Annotated in this window: 13 protein-coding genes; 3 read left to right on the top strand and 10 right to left on the bottom strand. The window is 73.7% G+C overall.

Annotated elements, in window-relative coordinates; translation table 11 throughout:
• Nucleotides 1–59 precede the first annotated feature (59 nt).
• The 8 genes from ABT006_RS05735 to ABT006_RS05700 all read right to left on the bottom strand — a co-directional run bounded on the left by ABT006_RS05735 (nt 60) and on the right by ABT006_RS05700 (nt 8,494).
• On the bottom strand, nt 60–569 hold the full coding sequence (locus ABT006_RS05735) for a GNAT family N-acetyltransferase (protein WP_350703320.1): 510 nt from the start codon (nt 567–569) through the stop codon (nt 60–62).
• A complete protein-coding gene (locus ABT006_RS05730) occupies nt 566–1,495 on the bottom strand; it encodes a ribonuclease Z (RefSeq protein ID WP_350703318.1) in 930 nt (309 codons plus the stop codon). The genes ABT006_RS05735 and ABT006_RS05730 overlap by 4 nt, the downstream gene beginning before the upstream one ends.
• A 337-nt stretch (nt 1,496–1,832) precedes the next feature.
• Nucleotides 1,833–3,017, bottom strand: a complete 1,185-nt coding sequence (locus ABT006_RS05725) for an osmoprotectant NAGGN system M42 family peptidase (RefSeq protein WP_350703316.1) — start codon at nt 3,015–3,017, stop codon at nt 1,833–1,835.
• Nucleotides 3,014–4,825, bottom strand: coding sequence for an N-acetylglutaminylglutamine synthetase (gene ngg / locus ABT006_RS05720; protein WP_350703314.1), 1,812 nt, complete (start codon nt 4,823–4,825; stop codon nt 3,014–3,016). Before ngg ends, ABT006_RS05725 begins: the two co-directional genes overlap by 4 nt.
• A gap of 2 nt (nt 4,826–4,827) precedes the next feature.
• Nucleotides 4,828–6,612, bottom strand: coding sequence for an N-acetylglutaminylglutamine amidotransferase (locus tag ABT006_RS05715; protein WP_350703312.1), 1,785 nt, complete (start codon nt 6,610–6,612; stop codon nt 4,828–4,830).
• 203 nt (nt 6,613–6,815) lie between these two features.
• Complete coding sequence (gene msrA / locus ABT006_RS05710; protein ID WP_350703310.1) at nt 6,816–7,478, bottom strand: peptide-methionine (S)-S-oxide reductase MsrA; 663 nt, start codon at nt 7,476–7,478, stop codon at nt 6,816–6,818.
• Nucleotides 7,479–7,690: 212 nt separating this feature from the next.
• Nucleotides 7,691–8,101 (bottom strand): HIT family protein, encoded by a 411-nt coding sequence (locus ABT006_RS05705; RefSeq protein WP_350703308.1) that lies wholly within the window; start codon nt 8,099–8,101, stop codon nt 7,691–7,693.
• A 9-nt stretch (nt 8,102–8,110) separates the two neighbouring features.
• The gene (locus ABT006_RS05700) at nt 8,111–8,494 is read right to left on the bottom strand and encodes a hypothetical protein (protein ID WP_350703306.1); all 384 of its coding nucleotides are present in this window, start codon (nt 8,492–8,494) and stop codon (nt 8,111–8,113) included.
• Between the two features lie 194 nt (nt 8,495–8,688).
• Between ABT006_RS05700 and ABT006_RS05695 the strand changes: the two genes are divergently transcribed.
• From ABT006_RS05695 to ilvA, 3 genes are all read left to right on the top strand, one after another.
• Nucleotides 8,689–9,831: a cystathionine gamma-synthase gene (locus ABT006_RS05695; RefSeq protein WP_350703304.1), complete on the top strand. Its 1,143-nt coding sequence runs from the start codon at nt 8,689–8,691 to the stop codon at nt 9,829–9,831.
• A gap of 15 nt (nt 9,832–9,846) precedes the next feature.
• The gene (locus ABT006_RS05690; RefSeq protein ID WP_350703303.1) at nt 9,847–11,244 is read left to right on the top strand and encodes an amidase; all 1,398 of its coding nucleotides are present in this window, start codon (nt 9,847–9,849) and stop codon (nt 11,242–11,244) included.
• 159 nt (nt 11,245–11,403) lie between these two features.
• Complete coding sequence (ilvA, locus tag ABT006_RS05685) at nt 11,404–12,624, top strand: threonine ammonia-lyase (RefSeq protein ID WP_350703301.1); 1,221 nt, start codon at nt 11,404–11,406, stop codon at nt 12,622–12,624.
• Nucleotides 12,625–12,715: 91 nt separating this feature from the next.
• Here ilvA and greA read toward each other — a convergent pair whose 3' ends face one another.
• Together greA and ABT006_RS05675 are read right to left on the bottom strand one after the other, a co-directional pair.
• On the bottom strand, nt 12,716–13,213 hold the full coding sequence (gene greA / locus ABT006_RS05680; protein ID WP_350703300.1) for a transcription elongation factor GreA: 498 nt from the start codon (nt 13,211–13,213) through the stop codon (nt 12,716–12,718).
• Between the two features lie 152 nt (nt 13,214–13,365).
• Entirely contained in the window at nt 13,366–13,800 is a 435-nt protein-coding gene (locus ABT006_RS05675; RefSeq protein ID WP_350703298.1) for a DUF4307 domain-containing protein, read from the bottom strand.
• Between the last annotated feature and the right edge of the window lie 38 nt (nt 13,801–13,838).

Here is a 13,838-nt window from a genome sequence, read left to right as displayed (position 1 = left end):
GAGGGCCCTCGCCGTGTCTGCCGCGCCGGACCGGGACGGGCAGTGCCGCCGGCCGGCGGTCAGAGCGGTCGGTCGTACCGGAGCTGGGGCACGACCACCGGGCCGAGGTGCTCGTCCCGTGCGGTGCCGGTGCGGACCCAGCCGCCGCGCTCGTAGAAGCGCCGGGCGTGCGCGTTCGACGCCAGCACCCACAGCACCGCCCGCGACCAGCCGCGCGAGCGCATGGCGTCCAGCGCGTCGACCATGAGGGCCCGCCCGGTGCCCCGGCCGCGCTCGGGCGGGTCGAGGTGGAGGGCGTTGAGCAGGCCCGTCGCCGGGTCGCCCTCGTCGTCGGGGCCGAGGTAGCTGAAGCCGACCAGCCGGCCGTCGCGTTCGGCGACGGTCATCCGGTGGTCGTCGCGCTCCCACCCCCACCGCTCGGCCCAGTACCGCCCCATCGCCTCCGGCCCCGGCTCGGCCAGCGCCTCGGGCGGGACGAACGACGCGTACGCCGCGACCCGGGACCGCTGGTGCAGGGCGCCGACCGGCATCAGGTCGGCCTCGGTGGCGGGGCGGAGGGTGACCGTCACCCGGCCGAGGCTACCCGCCGGGGCGGGACCTGCACGGTGGTCAGGTCCTCGGCGATCACCAGGTCGCCGTCGAAGTGCGCGCGGGCCTCGTCGGCGAAGCGGGTCGCGTCCGCGTACCGCTGCGAGAAGTGGGTGAGCACGAGCCGGCGTACGCCCGACTCGGCCGCCACCCGCGCGGCCTGGCCCGCCGTGAGGTGGCCGACCTCGGCGGCGAGCGCGGCCTCCGAGTCGAGGAAGGTCGACTCGATGACCAGCAGGTCGGCGTGCTCGGCGAGGGCGTAGACCTCGTCGCAGAGCCCGGTGTCCATCACGAACGCGAACCGCTGCCCGGGCCGGGGGACGCTCACCTCCTCCCGGGTGACGCGGCGCCCGTCGAGGTCGAGGTGGCCGACCCGGATCAGCTCCCCGACGGCCGGCCCGGCGATGCCGTACGCGGCCAGCTTCTCCGGCAGCATCCGGCAGCCGTCCGGCTCGACGAGCCGGTAGCCGTACGTCTCGATCGGGTGCCGCAGCCGGCGGGCCTCCAGCGTGCCGACGCGCAGGCTGATCCGCTGCCCGTCGGCCTCGATCGGCTCGACGCGCAGCTCGGCGGTCTCGTGGAAGGAGCTGGCGTGCCGCAGCCGGGCGAAGTATTCCGCGCCGCCGGCCGGGAAGTGCACCGCCACCGGGTGCGACACCCGGTCCAGCGAGAGCCGCTGGATGGTGCCGGGCAGGCCGAGGCAGTGGTCGCCGTGGAAGTGGGTGACGCAGATCCGGGTCAGGTCGGTGGCGGTGACCGTGGAGTGCAGGAGCTGCCGCTGGCTGCCCTCGCCCGGGTCGAAGAGGATCACCTCGTCGTCCCAGCGCAGCACGTACCCGTTGTGGTTGCGCTGCCGGGTCGGGGCCTGGCTGGCCGTTCCGAGCACCACCAGCTCGCGCATCGACACGGTTGACCTCCGGCTGCGTCGACCACCCGGCCCGGAAACGGGTCGACCCCCGGGGCTTCCGCGCTGGCGCGCGGGCCGGCTGGACTGGGCCGGCACCCCGGGGGTCGGGTGGCTGTCGTGGATTCGCCGCACCGCTGCCACACGGTCTCGACGATGGTGCCTGTGCCCGCCTCGCGGCGGACGGGATTACTGTCGAGGACAGCGGCTAGCGGACAGCCACCTCACGAGTCCGATTGCTATACAAGTCTGGACCACCTCCTTTCCCGTGTACGGCCACGCTATCCAGCGACCGGGCCGCCGGCAACGGATTTCGATCACAGGCTCCCGGGGAATACGTCTAGGCGGTTTCCGCGATGCCGATGGGTCCCTCGCGGGGGCCCTCCGCGCTGGCCGGCTGCACGGCCAGCGACGGGAAGTCGGCCAGGTCGCCCTCCGGCTCGGCGTCCCACTCGGGGAAGACCAGGTCGCTCTGGAGGTAGAGGCAGAGCAGCTGGGTGAGCTGGCGCAGCCCGTCGAGGTGGGTGCGCTCGTGCCCGTGGGTGGCGTCCACGCCGAAGCCGAGCAGCGCCACCCGGGCGTGCGCCCCGGCCTCCACCGCCGCCGCCACGTCCGAGCGGTAGTAGTCGAAGACGTCCCGGACCAGGCGCACCCCGTGCTCGGCGGCGATCGAGGCCAGGTTGCGGGTCAGGTGGTAGTCGAACGGCCCGACGCCGTCGCCCATCGCTAGGGTGGCCGCGTCCTCCCGGGACTGCTGGCCGGGGGCGACCACCGCCGCGTCCACGGAGACGATCTCCGCGACGTCCGGGTCCAGCCCGTGGCTGGCCCCGTGCCCGATCTCCTCCGTCACGGTGACCAGCAGGTGCGCGGTGACCGCCGGGCGTACGCCGGCGTCGACCATCGCCTTGAACGCGGTCAGCACCGCCGCCACGCCCGCCTTGTCGTCCAGGTGCCGGGACTTGACGTACCCGGAGGGGGTGACCGTCGGGTTCGGCAGGAACGCGACGAAGTCCCCGGCGTCGACGCCCAGCGCGCGGAGGCCGGCGATGTCGTCGACCGGCTCGTCGACCCGCACCTCGACCTGCTCCCAGCCGATGCCCTGGGAGTCGACGGCCTCGTTGTAGCGGTGCCCGCTGGCCTTCAGGGGGAGCACCTGCCCGGTGATCACCCGGTCCAGGTCGTCGGTGAAGATCCGCACGTGCGCGCCCTCGGCGAACCGGGCGCTGTGCGTGCCGATCGGCTTCAGCTCCAGCCGGCCGTTCTCCTTCAGCCGCTTGACCATGCCGCCGATGGTGTCGGTGTGCACCACGATCGCCCGGTCGGCGCCGGTGGAGCGGGGGCCGGGCAGGAAGGCGCTCAGCGCGCCGCGCCGGGTCAGCGTGGAGCCGATGCCGAGCGCGGAGAGCCGCTCGCCCACGTACTGCTGCACGTGGTCCGTACGCCCCGACGGGCTCGGGATCTCCAGCAGCTCCACCAGCACCTGGCGCAGGTAGTCCAGGTCGATCTCCAGGGGTCGCGGGCTCACGCGGCGCCTCCCGGGCCGACCGGGGACCAGAGCCGCTGCGGCGCGCGGGTGCCCGGGAAGAGCAGGTCGACGAAGCGCTCGGCGGTCGGCTGCGGCTCGTGGTTGGCCAGGCCGGGCCGCTCGTTGGCCTCGATGAAGACGTGCTCGGGCCCGTCCGGCGCGGGGACCAGCAGGTCCAGCCCGGTGACCGGGATGTCCAGCGCGCGGCTGGCCGTCACGCACGCCTCGGCGATCGCCGGGTGCAGCTCGGCGGTGACGTCGTGGATGGTGCCGCCGGTGTGCAGGTTGGCGGTCTTGCGTACGGCCAGCACCTGCCCCTCGGGCAGCACGTCGTGCAGCTCGTGGCCGGCCTCGGCCAGCACGTCCCGGGTCATGTCGTCGATCGGGATCGTGGACTCGCCGCCCGTGGCGGCGGCCCGGCGGCGGCTCTGCCGCTCGATCAGCTCGGCGATGTCGTGCACCCCGTCGCCGGTGATCGAGGCGGGCCGACGGACCGCGGCGGCCACCACCTCGTGGTCGATGACGACGACCCGCAGGTCCTCGCCGGCACGCATCTCCTCGATCAGCACGTCCGGGCAGAACCGGGCGGCCAGCTCGACGGCGGCGGCCAGCGCCTCGGGGGTGCGTACGCCCACCGTGATGCCGTTGCCCTGCTCGCCCCGCGCCGGCTTGACCACCACCCGGCCGGCCTCGGCGAGGAAGGCGGCGTCGCCGTCGTCGCCCGTGGCGGTCCGTCCGCGCGGCACCGACAGGCCCGCCTCGGCGAGGATCCGGCGGGTCACCCGCTTGTCGTCGCAGCGGCTCATCGCCACCGCCGAGGTCAGCTCCGACAGCGACTCGCGGGTCCGGACGGTGCGCCCGCCGCTGGTCAGCCGCAGCTCGCCCCAGGCCGGGTCGGTCACCTCCACCCGGATGCCGCGGCGCATCGCCTCGTCGGCGACGATCGTCGCGTACGGGTTGAGCTGTTCGTACCCCTCGGGCGTGGCGGGCAGGAAGAGCCGCTCGTTGATCGGGTTCTTCCGCTTCACGCAGAGCGTCGACGTCCGGTAGAAGCCGAGCCGCTCGTAGAGCCGGATCGCCCCGGCGTTCTCCGCGAGCACGGACAGGTCCACGTACGCCCGGCCGCGCGCGACCAGCCGGGCGGCCAGCGCGGTGATCAGGGCCTGGCCGGTGCCGGGCGGCGCGGTGTTGAAGTCGACGGTGAGGCACCACAGGCTGGCCCCGTTGTCCGGGTCGTCGAAGACCGCGACGTGGTCCACGCCGGTGATGGTGCCGACGACCTCGCCGGTGGCGTCCTCGGCGACCAGGTGCAGGAAGCGGTCGGTGCGGGCGTTGGCCACGAGCACGTCGACCGGGGCGGTGACCATGCCGTTGCGGGCGTAGATCCGGTTCACCGCGTCCGCGTCGGCGGCGTCGGCCAGCGGGCGGATCGCCAGCCCCGGGACGTCGTCGTCGGCCGGCCGGTCGCCGCCCAGCGGCAGCCGGTAGGTCAGCGACGGGTCGATGAACAGCTCGTCGGGCAGCCGGGACACCAGCACGTGCGGGTCGCGCAGGTAGATGCAGATGTCCCGGGAGCCGGCGGCCTCGGAACGCAGCACGGCGGCGACGGCGGCCTGGTCGGTGAAGGTCTGCCCGAAGACGAGCCGGCCCCAGCCGCAGTCCAGCACCACGTCGGTGTCGCCCTCGCGGGCGGGCGTCTCCGGGGCGCCCGGGGCCATCGGGTCGCCGCCGGGCCCGACCCGCTCCCGTCGCCGGCCGCCACGGGACCGGTCGGACCGGGCCGTGCCGGTCGCCAGGGTGTCGGTCACCGTCAGTCGATTCCGTGGCTCTGGAGCCACATTTCCAGGAGTCCGAGTTGCCACAGCTTGTTTCCGTTCAGCGGGGTCAGTTCGGCGTTCGGGTCGGCGAGCAGCGCGTCGACGTAGTCGGCGCGGAACAGGTCGCGGCGGCGGGCCTCGGGCGCGGAGAGCGCGTCGCGTACCCGGTCGAGCAGCTTGCCCTCCAGGTGGGTGAGGCCGGGGACCGGGAAGTAGCCCTTCGGCCGGTCGATGACCTCGTGCGGCAGCACCCGGCGGCCGATCTCCTTGAGCACCCCCTTGCCGCCCTGCGCCAGCTTGAGTTCCGGCGGGCAGCTCGCGGCCAGCTCGACGAACTCGTGGTCGAGGAACGGCACCCGGGCCTCCAGCCCGTGCGCCATGGTCATGTTGTCCACCCGCTTGACCGGGTCGTCGGTCAGCATGACCTGGGTGTCGATCCGCAGCCCGGCGTCGACCGCGGTCTCCGCGCCGGCCCGGCCGAGGTGCGCGGCCACGAACTCCCGGGCCGGGTCGCCGTCGGCCAGCCAGGCCGGGTTCAGCACCCGGGCCAGCCCGGCCGCGTCCCGGTCGAAGAACGCCCGGGCGTACGTGTCGAGCGCCTGGTCCCGGCCGACGCGGGCGAGCGGCGGATACCAGTGGTAGCCGCCGAGGATCTCGTCCGCGCCCTGGCCGGACTGGACCACCTTGACGTGCTGAGACACCACCTCGCTGAGCAGGTAGAACGCCACGCAGTCGTGGCTGACCATCGGCTCGGACATAGCGGCGACGGCCGCTTCCAGCGGCGGCACCAGGTCGGCGGCGGCCACCCGGATCTGGTGGTGGTCGGTGTCGAACGTCCTCGCGACGAGGTCGGAGTAGCGGAACTCGTCGCCCTCCCGGCCGCCCACGGAGTCGAAGCCGATGGAGAAGGTGGAGAGTCCGCGCTGGCCCTCGCCGGCGAGCAGGGCGACCACCAGGCTGGAGTCCAGGCCACCGGAGAGCAGCACACCGACCGGCACGTCGGCGACCATCCGCCGGCGCACGGCGGTGGTCAGCGACTCGAGCAGGGCGTCCTGCCAGTCCTTCTCGGACCAGCCGGCCCGCTCGGCGGCGCGGGTGAAGGCCGGGTCCCAGTAGACCCGCTCGGAGGTGCGCCCGTCGGCCTCGTAGACCCGTACGGTCGCCGGGGGCAGCTTGGCGACGCCGCGCAGGATGGTGCGCGGCGGCGGCACGATGCTGTGGAAGCTCAGGTAGTGCGCGAGCGCGACCGGGTCGATGGTCGTGTCGATCCCGCCGCCGGCCAGCAGCGCGGGCAGGGTGCTGGCGAAGCGCACCACGCCCGGCGTCTCGGCCACGTAGAGCGGCTTGATGCCGAGCCGGTCCCGGGCCAGCACCAGCCGGCCGGTGTCCCGCTCGCTGATCGCCACGGCGAACATGCCGACCAGGTGGTCGACGAAGTCGAGCCCCCACTCCGCGTACGCCTTGAGCACGACCTCGCTGTCGCCGGAGGAGAAGAAGCGGTGGCCCTTGGCCTGGAGCTCCTCGCGCAGCTCGCGGTAGTTGTAGACGCACCCGTTGAAGACTCCGGTCAGCCCCGCGCCCGGGTCGACCAGCGGCTGCCCGCTCGCGGCGGAGAGGTCGATGATCTTCAGTCGTCGGTGTCCGAGGGCCGTCGGGCCCTGGGCCCAGACGCCGCTGTCGTCGGGCCCCCGGTCGCTCATCGTGGCCGCCATGCGCTCCACCGCCGACACGTCGGCGCGCGAGCCGTCACGGCGGAACTCTCCCGCAAGTCCGCACATGCGAGGCAATGCTGCCAGAGGCCGGTGCGGTTCGCCCGTTGAGCTGATGCCAGCGGTGTTCGTGGTTGCTAGGATGCTCGACCCCGTCGGCCCGGCCCGTGGTGGCGGGGGCATTTCCGGCCTGGCCCCGCCCCGGTGCCCGAATCGAAACGGGTCTGCGGTGTGACAAACACCGCAGACCCGTTCGCGGGCGTCGCGCGGGCTCAGCCGCCGGTGCGGGCGATGCCCACCGGGCAGCTCAGCCCGTTCGGGCCGTGGTTGCAGTACCCGTTCGGGTTCTTCGTCGGTGCGAGGTACTGCTGGTGGTGGTCCTCGGCGAAGTAGTAGGCGCCGAGCCGGTCGATCTCCGTGGTGATCTCGCCCTTGCCGGCGCGCGCCACGATCGGCGCGAACGCGTCCCGCGACGCCTGCGCGGTGGCGAGCTGCTCGTCGGTGGTGGCGTAGATCGTCGACCGGTACTGGGTGCCCACGTCGTTGCCCTGGCGCATGCCCTGGGTCGGGTCGTGGTTCTCCCAGAAGACCTTGAGCAGGTCCTCGTAGCTGATCCTGCTGGGGTCGTAGACCACCTGGACCACCTCGGCGTGCCCCGTCATGCCCGAGCGCACCTCCTCGTACGTCGGGTTCGGCGTGATGCCGCCCGCGTAGCCGGCCGACGTGGTGAGCACGCCGGGCAGGGTCCAGAACAGCCGCTCGGCGCCCCAGAAACAGCCCATGCCGAACACGGCCACCTGCGAGCCCTCCGGGAACGGACCCTTGAGGGGGGTGCCCAGCACCTCGTGCCGGTCCGCGACGGGCATCGCGATCAGACGACCCGGCAGGGCCTGGTCGGGGGTGGGCAGCTCGGCCTTCATACGGCGCAGGAACACGATGGGACTCCTCTCGTACCTCTCCCAGCGTGCAACACCGCCGGACCCGCCTTCCTTACCCGCCGTCGGCCGGGACAGACCCGGCAGGTCCGGTGGGGCGGACGGGGCAGGCGTGACCGTCGGGGACCGGGTCCAGGCCGAGGGTGAGGTCGGTCATGACGCCTCCTCAGGACGACACTCCGGCTGCCGGAGGCGGGGGCATCACGTGCGGCTCACCCCGCGGCAGCTATCCGATCCGCGTACTCCCGGGCCTCGGTGTCGTCGGCATAGCGGGTGCGCGGCCAGAAGAAGCCACGCAGCCCGTCGCCCCTGGTCCGGGGCACGACGTGGGTGTGCAGGTGCGGAACCGACTGGGAGACCTTGTTGTTCACCGCGACGAACGTGCCGCCGGCACCCAGACCGGTCTCGACGGCCACCGCCATCCGGCGGACCAGGCCGAAGTAGCGGCCGACCTCCTCGGCCGGCAGGTCGGCTAGGGTGACCACGTGCTGGCGGGGCACCACCAGCACGTGGCCCCGGAAGACCGGCCGGGTGTCCAGGAACGCCACCCCGGCCGGCTCGTCCGCCACCCGGAACGCGGTGGTCCCGCCCGCCACGATGCCGCAGAACACGCACCCGCTCATCCGGTCAGGTTAGAGCGAGTCCCCGCCCGGCACGTTGCACCAGTCCGACCCCCCGGCGTACGCCGTCCGGCCGGCGCTGTCGGTCACGCGGAGGCTGACGTTCGCCCAGCTCCCCGGGTTGCAGCCGATGCGGACCGAATCGCCGGTCACCGGCCACTGGCTGTAGGGGTAGTAGTCGGGTGTCCAGACGAACGTGTACGGCGCGGTGCCGCCGGTGGCGATCGCCCCGCAGTCCAGCCCGCCGGCGTACGGGCCGGTGGTGGCCACGCACCAGGACTGGGGGACGGTCAGCGGGCTCGACGCCGCGGAGGGTCCGGCCGTGGCCACGCCGGCGACGGCGGCCAGCGCCAGGCCCAGCATCGCTCCGGCGGCGGTTCGAGTGGTTCTGCGCACGGATCCTCCATCGAAATCAAGGAATGCGATGGCGGTCAACATAACAGAAGGTCAATGAGTGGACGCGAAGCGTGTAACGGATTGAGGATGTTGCGAGATCGGTGGTCGGCGACAATCCGGGGAGCAACGGTGGGAAATGCGCGCGGTGCCACGTCCGTGCCCGTCGGACGGAACCGCGGACTAACGTCTCGGGAATGAGTCACGGCTTCGAGACGCTCGCCATCCACGCCGGCCAGGACCCGGAAGCCCGCACCGGCGCGGTGATCCCTCCGATCTACCAGACCAGCACGTACGCCCAGGACGCCGTCGGCGCGCCCCGGCTGGGCTACGAGTACAGCCGCTCCGGCAACCCGACCCGGGACGCGCTCCAGGAGTGCCTCGCCGCGCTGGAGGGCGGGTCGGTCGGCCTCGCCTTCGCCAGCGGGCTTGCCGCCGAGGACACCCTGCTGCGCACCGTCTGCAAGCCGGGCGACCACGTGGTGATCCCCGACGACGCCTACGGCGGCACGTACCGGCTCTTCGCCCGGGTCGCCGAGCGCTGGGGCCTGGACTACACCCCGGCGCGGGTCTCCGACCCGGACGCGATCCGGGCCGCCGTCGAGCCGGGCCGGACGAGGATCGTCTGGGTGGAGACGCCCACCAACCCGCTGCTCGGCATCGCCGACATCGCCGCGCTGGCCGGGGTCGCGCACGACGCGGGCGCCCTGCTGGTGGTCGACAACACCTTCGCCTCGCCGTACCTCCAGCAGCCGATCGCGCACGGCGCGGACGTGGTGGTGCACTCCACCACCAAGTACGTCGGCGGTCACTCCGACGTGGTCGGTGGCGCGCTGGTCACGGCGGACGCCGGGCTCGGCGAGGAACTGCGCTACCACCAGAACGCGATGGGCGCGATCAACGGCCCCTTCGACGCGTGGCTCACCCTGCGCGGCATCAAGACCCTCGGCGTACGCATGGACCGGCACTGCGACAACGCCGAGCGGATCGCGGCCTACCTGGACGGGCACGCCAAGGTCGGTCAGGTCATCTACCCGGGACTGCCCTCGCACCCCGGCCACGAGGTCGCCGCGAAGCAGATGCGCCGGTTCGGCGGCATGATCTCGTTCCGGGCCGCCGGCGGCGAGGAGCACGCCGTGGAGATCTGCAACCGGGCGAAGCTGTTCGTGCTCGCCGAGTCGCTGGGCGGCGTGGAATCCCTGATCGAGCACCCGGGCCGGATGACACACGCAAGTGCTGCCGGCTCGCCGCTTGAAGTTCCCGGCGATCTCGTGCGACTGTCTGTCGGCATCGAGACGGTCGACGACCTGCTCGCCGATCTGGAGCAGGCGCTGGGCTGACCGCTGGCTGGGAGGGTGGCCGTGCAGGACATCATGCCGACCTGGGTGGGGGCGACCGCCAAGCAGATCGCCCGGGGCGTACGCCGGGGCGACGTCACGGCCACCCAGGTCGTCGCGGACCACCTCGACCACATCGCCCGGGTCGACGCCGACCTCGCCGCGTTCCGCACGGTACGCGGCGGGGAGGCGATCACCGAGGCGGAGAAGGTCGACGAGCAGGAGGACCTGGCCAACCTGCCGCTGGCCGGGGTGCCGGTGGCGGTCAAGGAGAACACCCCCGTCGCCGGCCTGCCCACCTGGAACGGGTCGGCCGCGGTCCGTACGCCCGTCGCCGAGGCCGACCACGAGGTGGTCCGTCGGCTGCGCGGCGCCGGCGCGGTGATCCTCGGGGTGACCCGGATGCCGGAGCTGGGCCTCTGGGGGATCACCGACGACGAGACCGCGGTCACCCGCAACCCCTGGGACGCCGGGCGTACCCCCGGCGGCTCCTCCGGCGGCGCGGCCGCCGCGGTCGCCGCCGGGCTGGTGCCGATCGCCCACGGCAACGACGGCCTCGGCTCGATCCGCATCCCGGCGGCCTGCTGCGGCCTGGTCGGGCTCAAGCCGGGGCGGGGCGTGGTCCCGTGCCAGCTCGGCGCGGAGGACTGGTTCGGCCTCACGGAGCACGGCATGCTCACCAGCACGGTCGCCGACGCGGCCGTCGGCTTCTCCGTGCTGGCCGGCCGCCGCCCGGAGACGCTGGTCCCGCCGCAGCGGCTGCGGGTGGGCGTCTCGCTTCGCTCGCCGGTGCGGGGCGTGCACCCCGACCAGCCCAACCGGGACGCGGTCGCCGCCGCCGGCCGGCTGCTCGCCGCCGCCGGTCACGACACGGTGCCGGCCGATCCGGTCTACCCGACCGCGCTGGGCCTCCAGGGGATCGCGACCTGGTTCGCCGCGGCGGCCGCCGACGTGCGCGCCGCCGGGCTGGACCGGCGCGGCCTCCAACGGCGCAGCCGCCGGCACGTCGCCCTCGGCGAGTGGGCGCAGCGGCGGGGGTACGTCCGGGAGGCCGACCGGGCCGCCTGGCGCGAACGCTCGATCGGCTTCTTCGCCGACCACTCGGTCGACCTGCTGCTCACCCCGGCCCTGGCCACCGTGCCGCCGGAGGCCGCCGGCTGGTCCGGCCGCTCCTGGCGGGCCAACATGCTGGCCAACATCCGGTACGCCCCGTTCGCCGCGCCGTGGAACATCGCCGGCCTGCCCGCCCTGGTGGTGCCGGTCGGCCGCCGCCCGGACGGGCTGCCGGTCGGCGTGCAGCTCATCGGCCCGCCCGGCTCCGAGCTGCTGCTGCTCGGCGTCGCCGGCCAGTTCGAGATGCAGGCCCCCTGGTCCCGCCACGCCCCCGGCTATCCCCGCATCCCGGCCGCGGTCTGATCCCGCCGGCCTCAGGTCTGCCGCGACCGTGCGGATCATGACCGGGCAAACCGGTGTGAACCGGCGCGCGCCTCGCGGGCCGAGAAGTGCAGGATCGCGGACAGTCGTGGTGCGGGCGTCGGTGCGGGCGGCGGGGGCGGCGGGTGGCACGATCAGGGCATGACGGAACTGGTCGGCCTCGCCGACGTACGCGCCGCGCGGGAACTGCTCGCGGGCGTCACCCGGACGACCCCGCTGGAGCCCTCCCGGCCGCTCAGCGCGGCGCTGGGCGGGCCGACGTGGCTCAAGTGCGAGAACCTGCAGCGCGCCGGCTCGTACAAGGTGCGCGGCGCGTACGTGCGGATCTCCCGGCTGTCCGAGGCGGAGCGGGCCAACGGCGTGGTCGCGGCGAGCGCCGGCAACCACGCCCAGGGGGTGGCGCTCGCCGCTGGCCTCGTCGGCACGCACGCCACGGTCTTCATGCCGGTGAACGCGCCGCTGCCGAAGGTCGCCGCCACCAAGGGGTACGGCGCCCAGGTCGAACTCGTCGGCAACACCGTCGACGAGTCCCTGGTCGCGGCGCAGACCTTCGCCGAGCGGACCGGGGCGACGCTCATCCACCCGTTCGACCACCGGGACGTGATCGCCGGCCAGGGCACGGTGGCCCTGGAGATCCTCGAACAGTGCCCCGAGGTCAGGACGATCGTCACCGGGGTGGGCGGCGGTGGGCTGGTCTCCGGCATGGCGGTGGCCGCCAAGGCGCTGCGGCCCGACGTGCGCGTCATCGGCGTGCAGGCGGCCAGCGCGGCGGCCTTCCCGCCCTCCCTGGTGGCCGGCGAGCCGGTACGCCTCCCGTCGTTCAGCACGATCGCGGACGGCATCGCCGTCGGCCGGCCGGGGGAGATCACCTTCACCCACGTCCGCAAGCTGGTCGACGAGATCGTCACGGTCTCGGAGGAGGACATCTCCCGGGCGCTGCTGATGCTGCTGGAGCGCGGCAAGCAGGTGGTGGAGCCGGCCGGCGCGGTGGGCGTGGCGGCGCTGCTGGCGCGCGTGGTCGAGGTGGAGCCGCCGGTCGTGGCGGTGCTCTCCGGCGGCAACATCGACCCGCTGCTGATGCTCCGGGTGATCGAGCACGGCCTCGCCGCGGCCGGCCGCTACCTGCGGGTGACCGTGCGCTGCACGGACCGCCCGGGGCAGCTCGCCTCGCTGCTCAGCGAGATCGCCGAGCACCGGGCGAACGTGGTGGACGTGGAGCACCAGCGGGCCAACCCGCGCCTGCGTCTGGGCGAGGTGGAGGTGGCGCTGTCGGTGGAGACCCGGGGCGTCGAGCACTCCGACACGCTGATCAGCGCGTTGCGGGCCAGCGGCTACCAGGTGGTCTTCGCGGCTGAGGCGTGACACCGGTCGGTGTCACGCCTCAGCGGGGTGTGCGGAGCGTCGCCCGGCTCTCACCGCCGCGTGGCGGCGTGCGAGTGCCGGGCGGTGCGGATCAGCCGGAGAACGGCTCGAAACCGACCACGGTCACCTTGATGTCGGCGCCGCTGGGGGCCGTGTAGGTGCAGGTCTGACCGGCCCGGCCGCCCAGGATCGCCTTGCCCAGCGCCGACTCCGGGCTGTAGACCGTCAGGTCGGTGGTGGACGCGATCTCCCGGGAGCCGAGCAGGAACGTCTCGGTGTCGTCCTTGTCGTCGTCGAAGTAGATCGTGACGACCATGCCGGGGGACACCACGTCGGCGGTCGGCGCCTCGCCGACCTGCGCGGTGCGGAGCAGCTCCTTCAGGTAGAGGATGCGCCCCTCGGCCTTGCCCTGCTCCTCGCGGGCGGCGTGGTAGCCACCGTTCTCCCGCAGGTCGCCCTCCTCGCGCCGGGCGTTGATCTCGGCGGCGATGACCGGCCGGTTGGCGATCAGCTCGTCGAGCTCGGCCTGGAGCCGGTCGTATGCGTCCCGGGACAGCCAGGTGGCGGGCGCCTCGTTGCCAGTGGACACAGGCGGTCTCCTCAGATGTGCGTGCTGGCTGACAGGTGAACCTCCAAGCTACCAGTGCGGTACGACACGGGGGTGTCGACGATCACCGGCGGCACCCCGTCCGGCGCCGCCGTGTCGCCTGTGCCGGCGCGTCCGGCCCGCGTCGTGGCTGCTCAGGCCGGGGGCCGGCAGCGCACCACCTCGCCGATGAAGGGGCGGGCACTGGTGACCAGCCGGTGCTGCGCCGTCACCTGCCGCTGGCCCGGCGGGGCGGTCACCGTGACCTCTTCCCTGGCCACCTCGGCGCCGTCACGGTTCCGGGCGCGCAGCAGGCACACCGCCGACCCGCCCTCGGGCACGGTGACCCGGAAGTCGACCAGCACCTGGCTGTCGGTTATGCCGGTGTAGGTGATCACCTGGGCGTCGTAGTTCGGGTCGCCGTACTGCCGGTAGAGCCGGACCGTGACCAGGCTCAGGCCCGCGACGACGGCGATCGCGAGCAGCGCCGCCAGCAGCGGCCGGCGGCGGCCGGGTTCCCGGCGGCGGCCGTACCGGCCGGGCGGGAAGGCCGGCGCGCCCGGCGGAAGTGTGGCGTGCGTCTCGGTCACCGGCGGGTATCTCCTGGCGTTGTTGTCGGCGGCATCGG

Source organism: Micromonospora sp. NPDC002717 (genome assembly GCF_040295705.1).
In the GTDB taxonomy this organism is placed as follows: Bacteria; Actinomycetota; Actinomycetes; order Mycobacteriales; family Micromonosporaceae; genus Micromonospora.
The sequence above is the reverse complement of the archived record's forward strand: the minus strand, read 5'-3'. Positions and strand labels throughout refer to the sequence as shown.

Excerpts from the sequence above, each read along its gene's own strand:
- ABT006_RS05715 (WP_350703312.1), bottom strand. The coding sequence starts at position 6,612 with ATGTGCGGACTTGCGGGAGAGTTCCGCCGTGACGGCTCGCGCGCCGAC.
- ABT006_RS05705 (WP_350703308.1), bottom strand. The coding sequence starts at position 8,101 with ATGAGCGGGTGCGTGTTCTGCGGCATCGTGGCGGGCGGGACCACCGCG.
- ABT006_RS05695 (WP_350703304.1), top strand. The coding sequence starts at position 8,689 with ATGAGTCACGGCTTCGAGACGCTCGCCATCCACGCCGGCCAGGACCCG.
- ilvA (WP_350703301.1), top strand. The coding sequence starts at position 11,404 with ATGACGGAACTGGTCGGCCTCGCCGACGTACGCGCCGCGCGGGAACTG.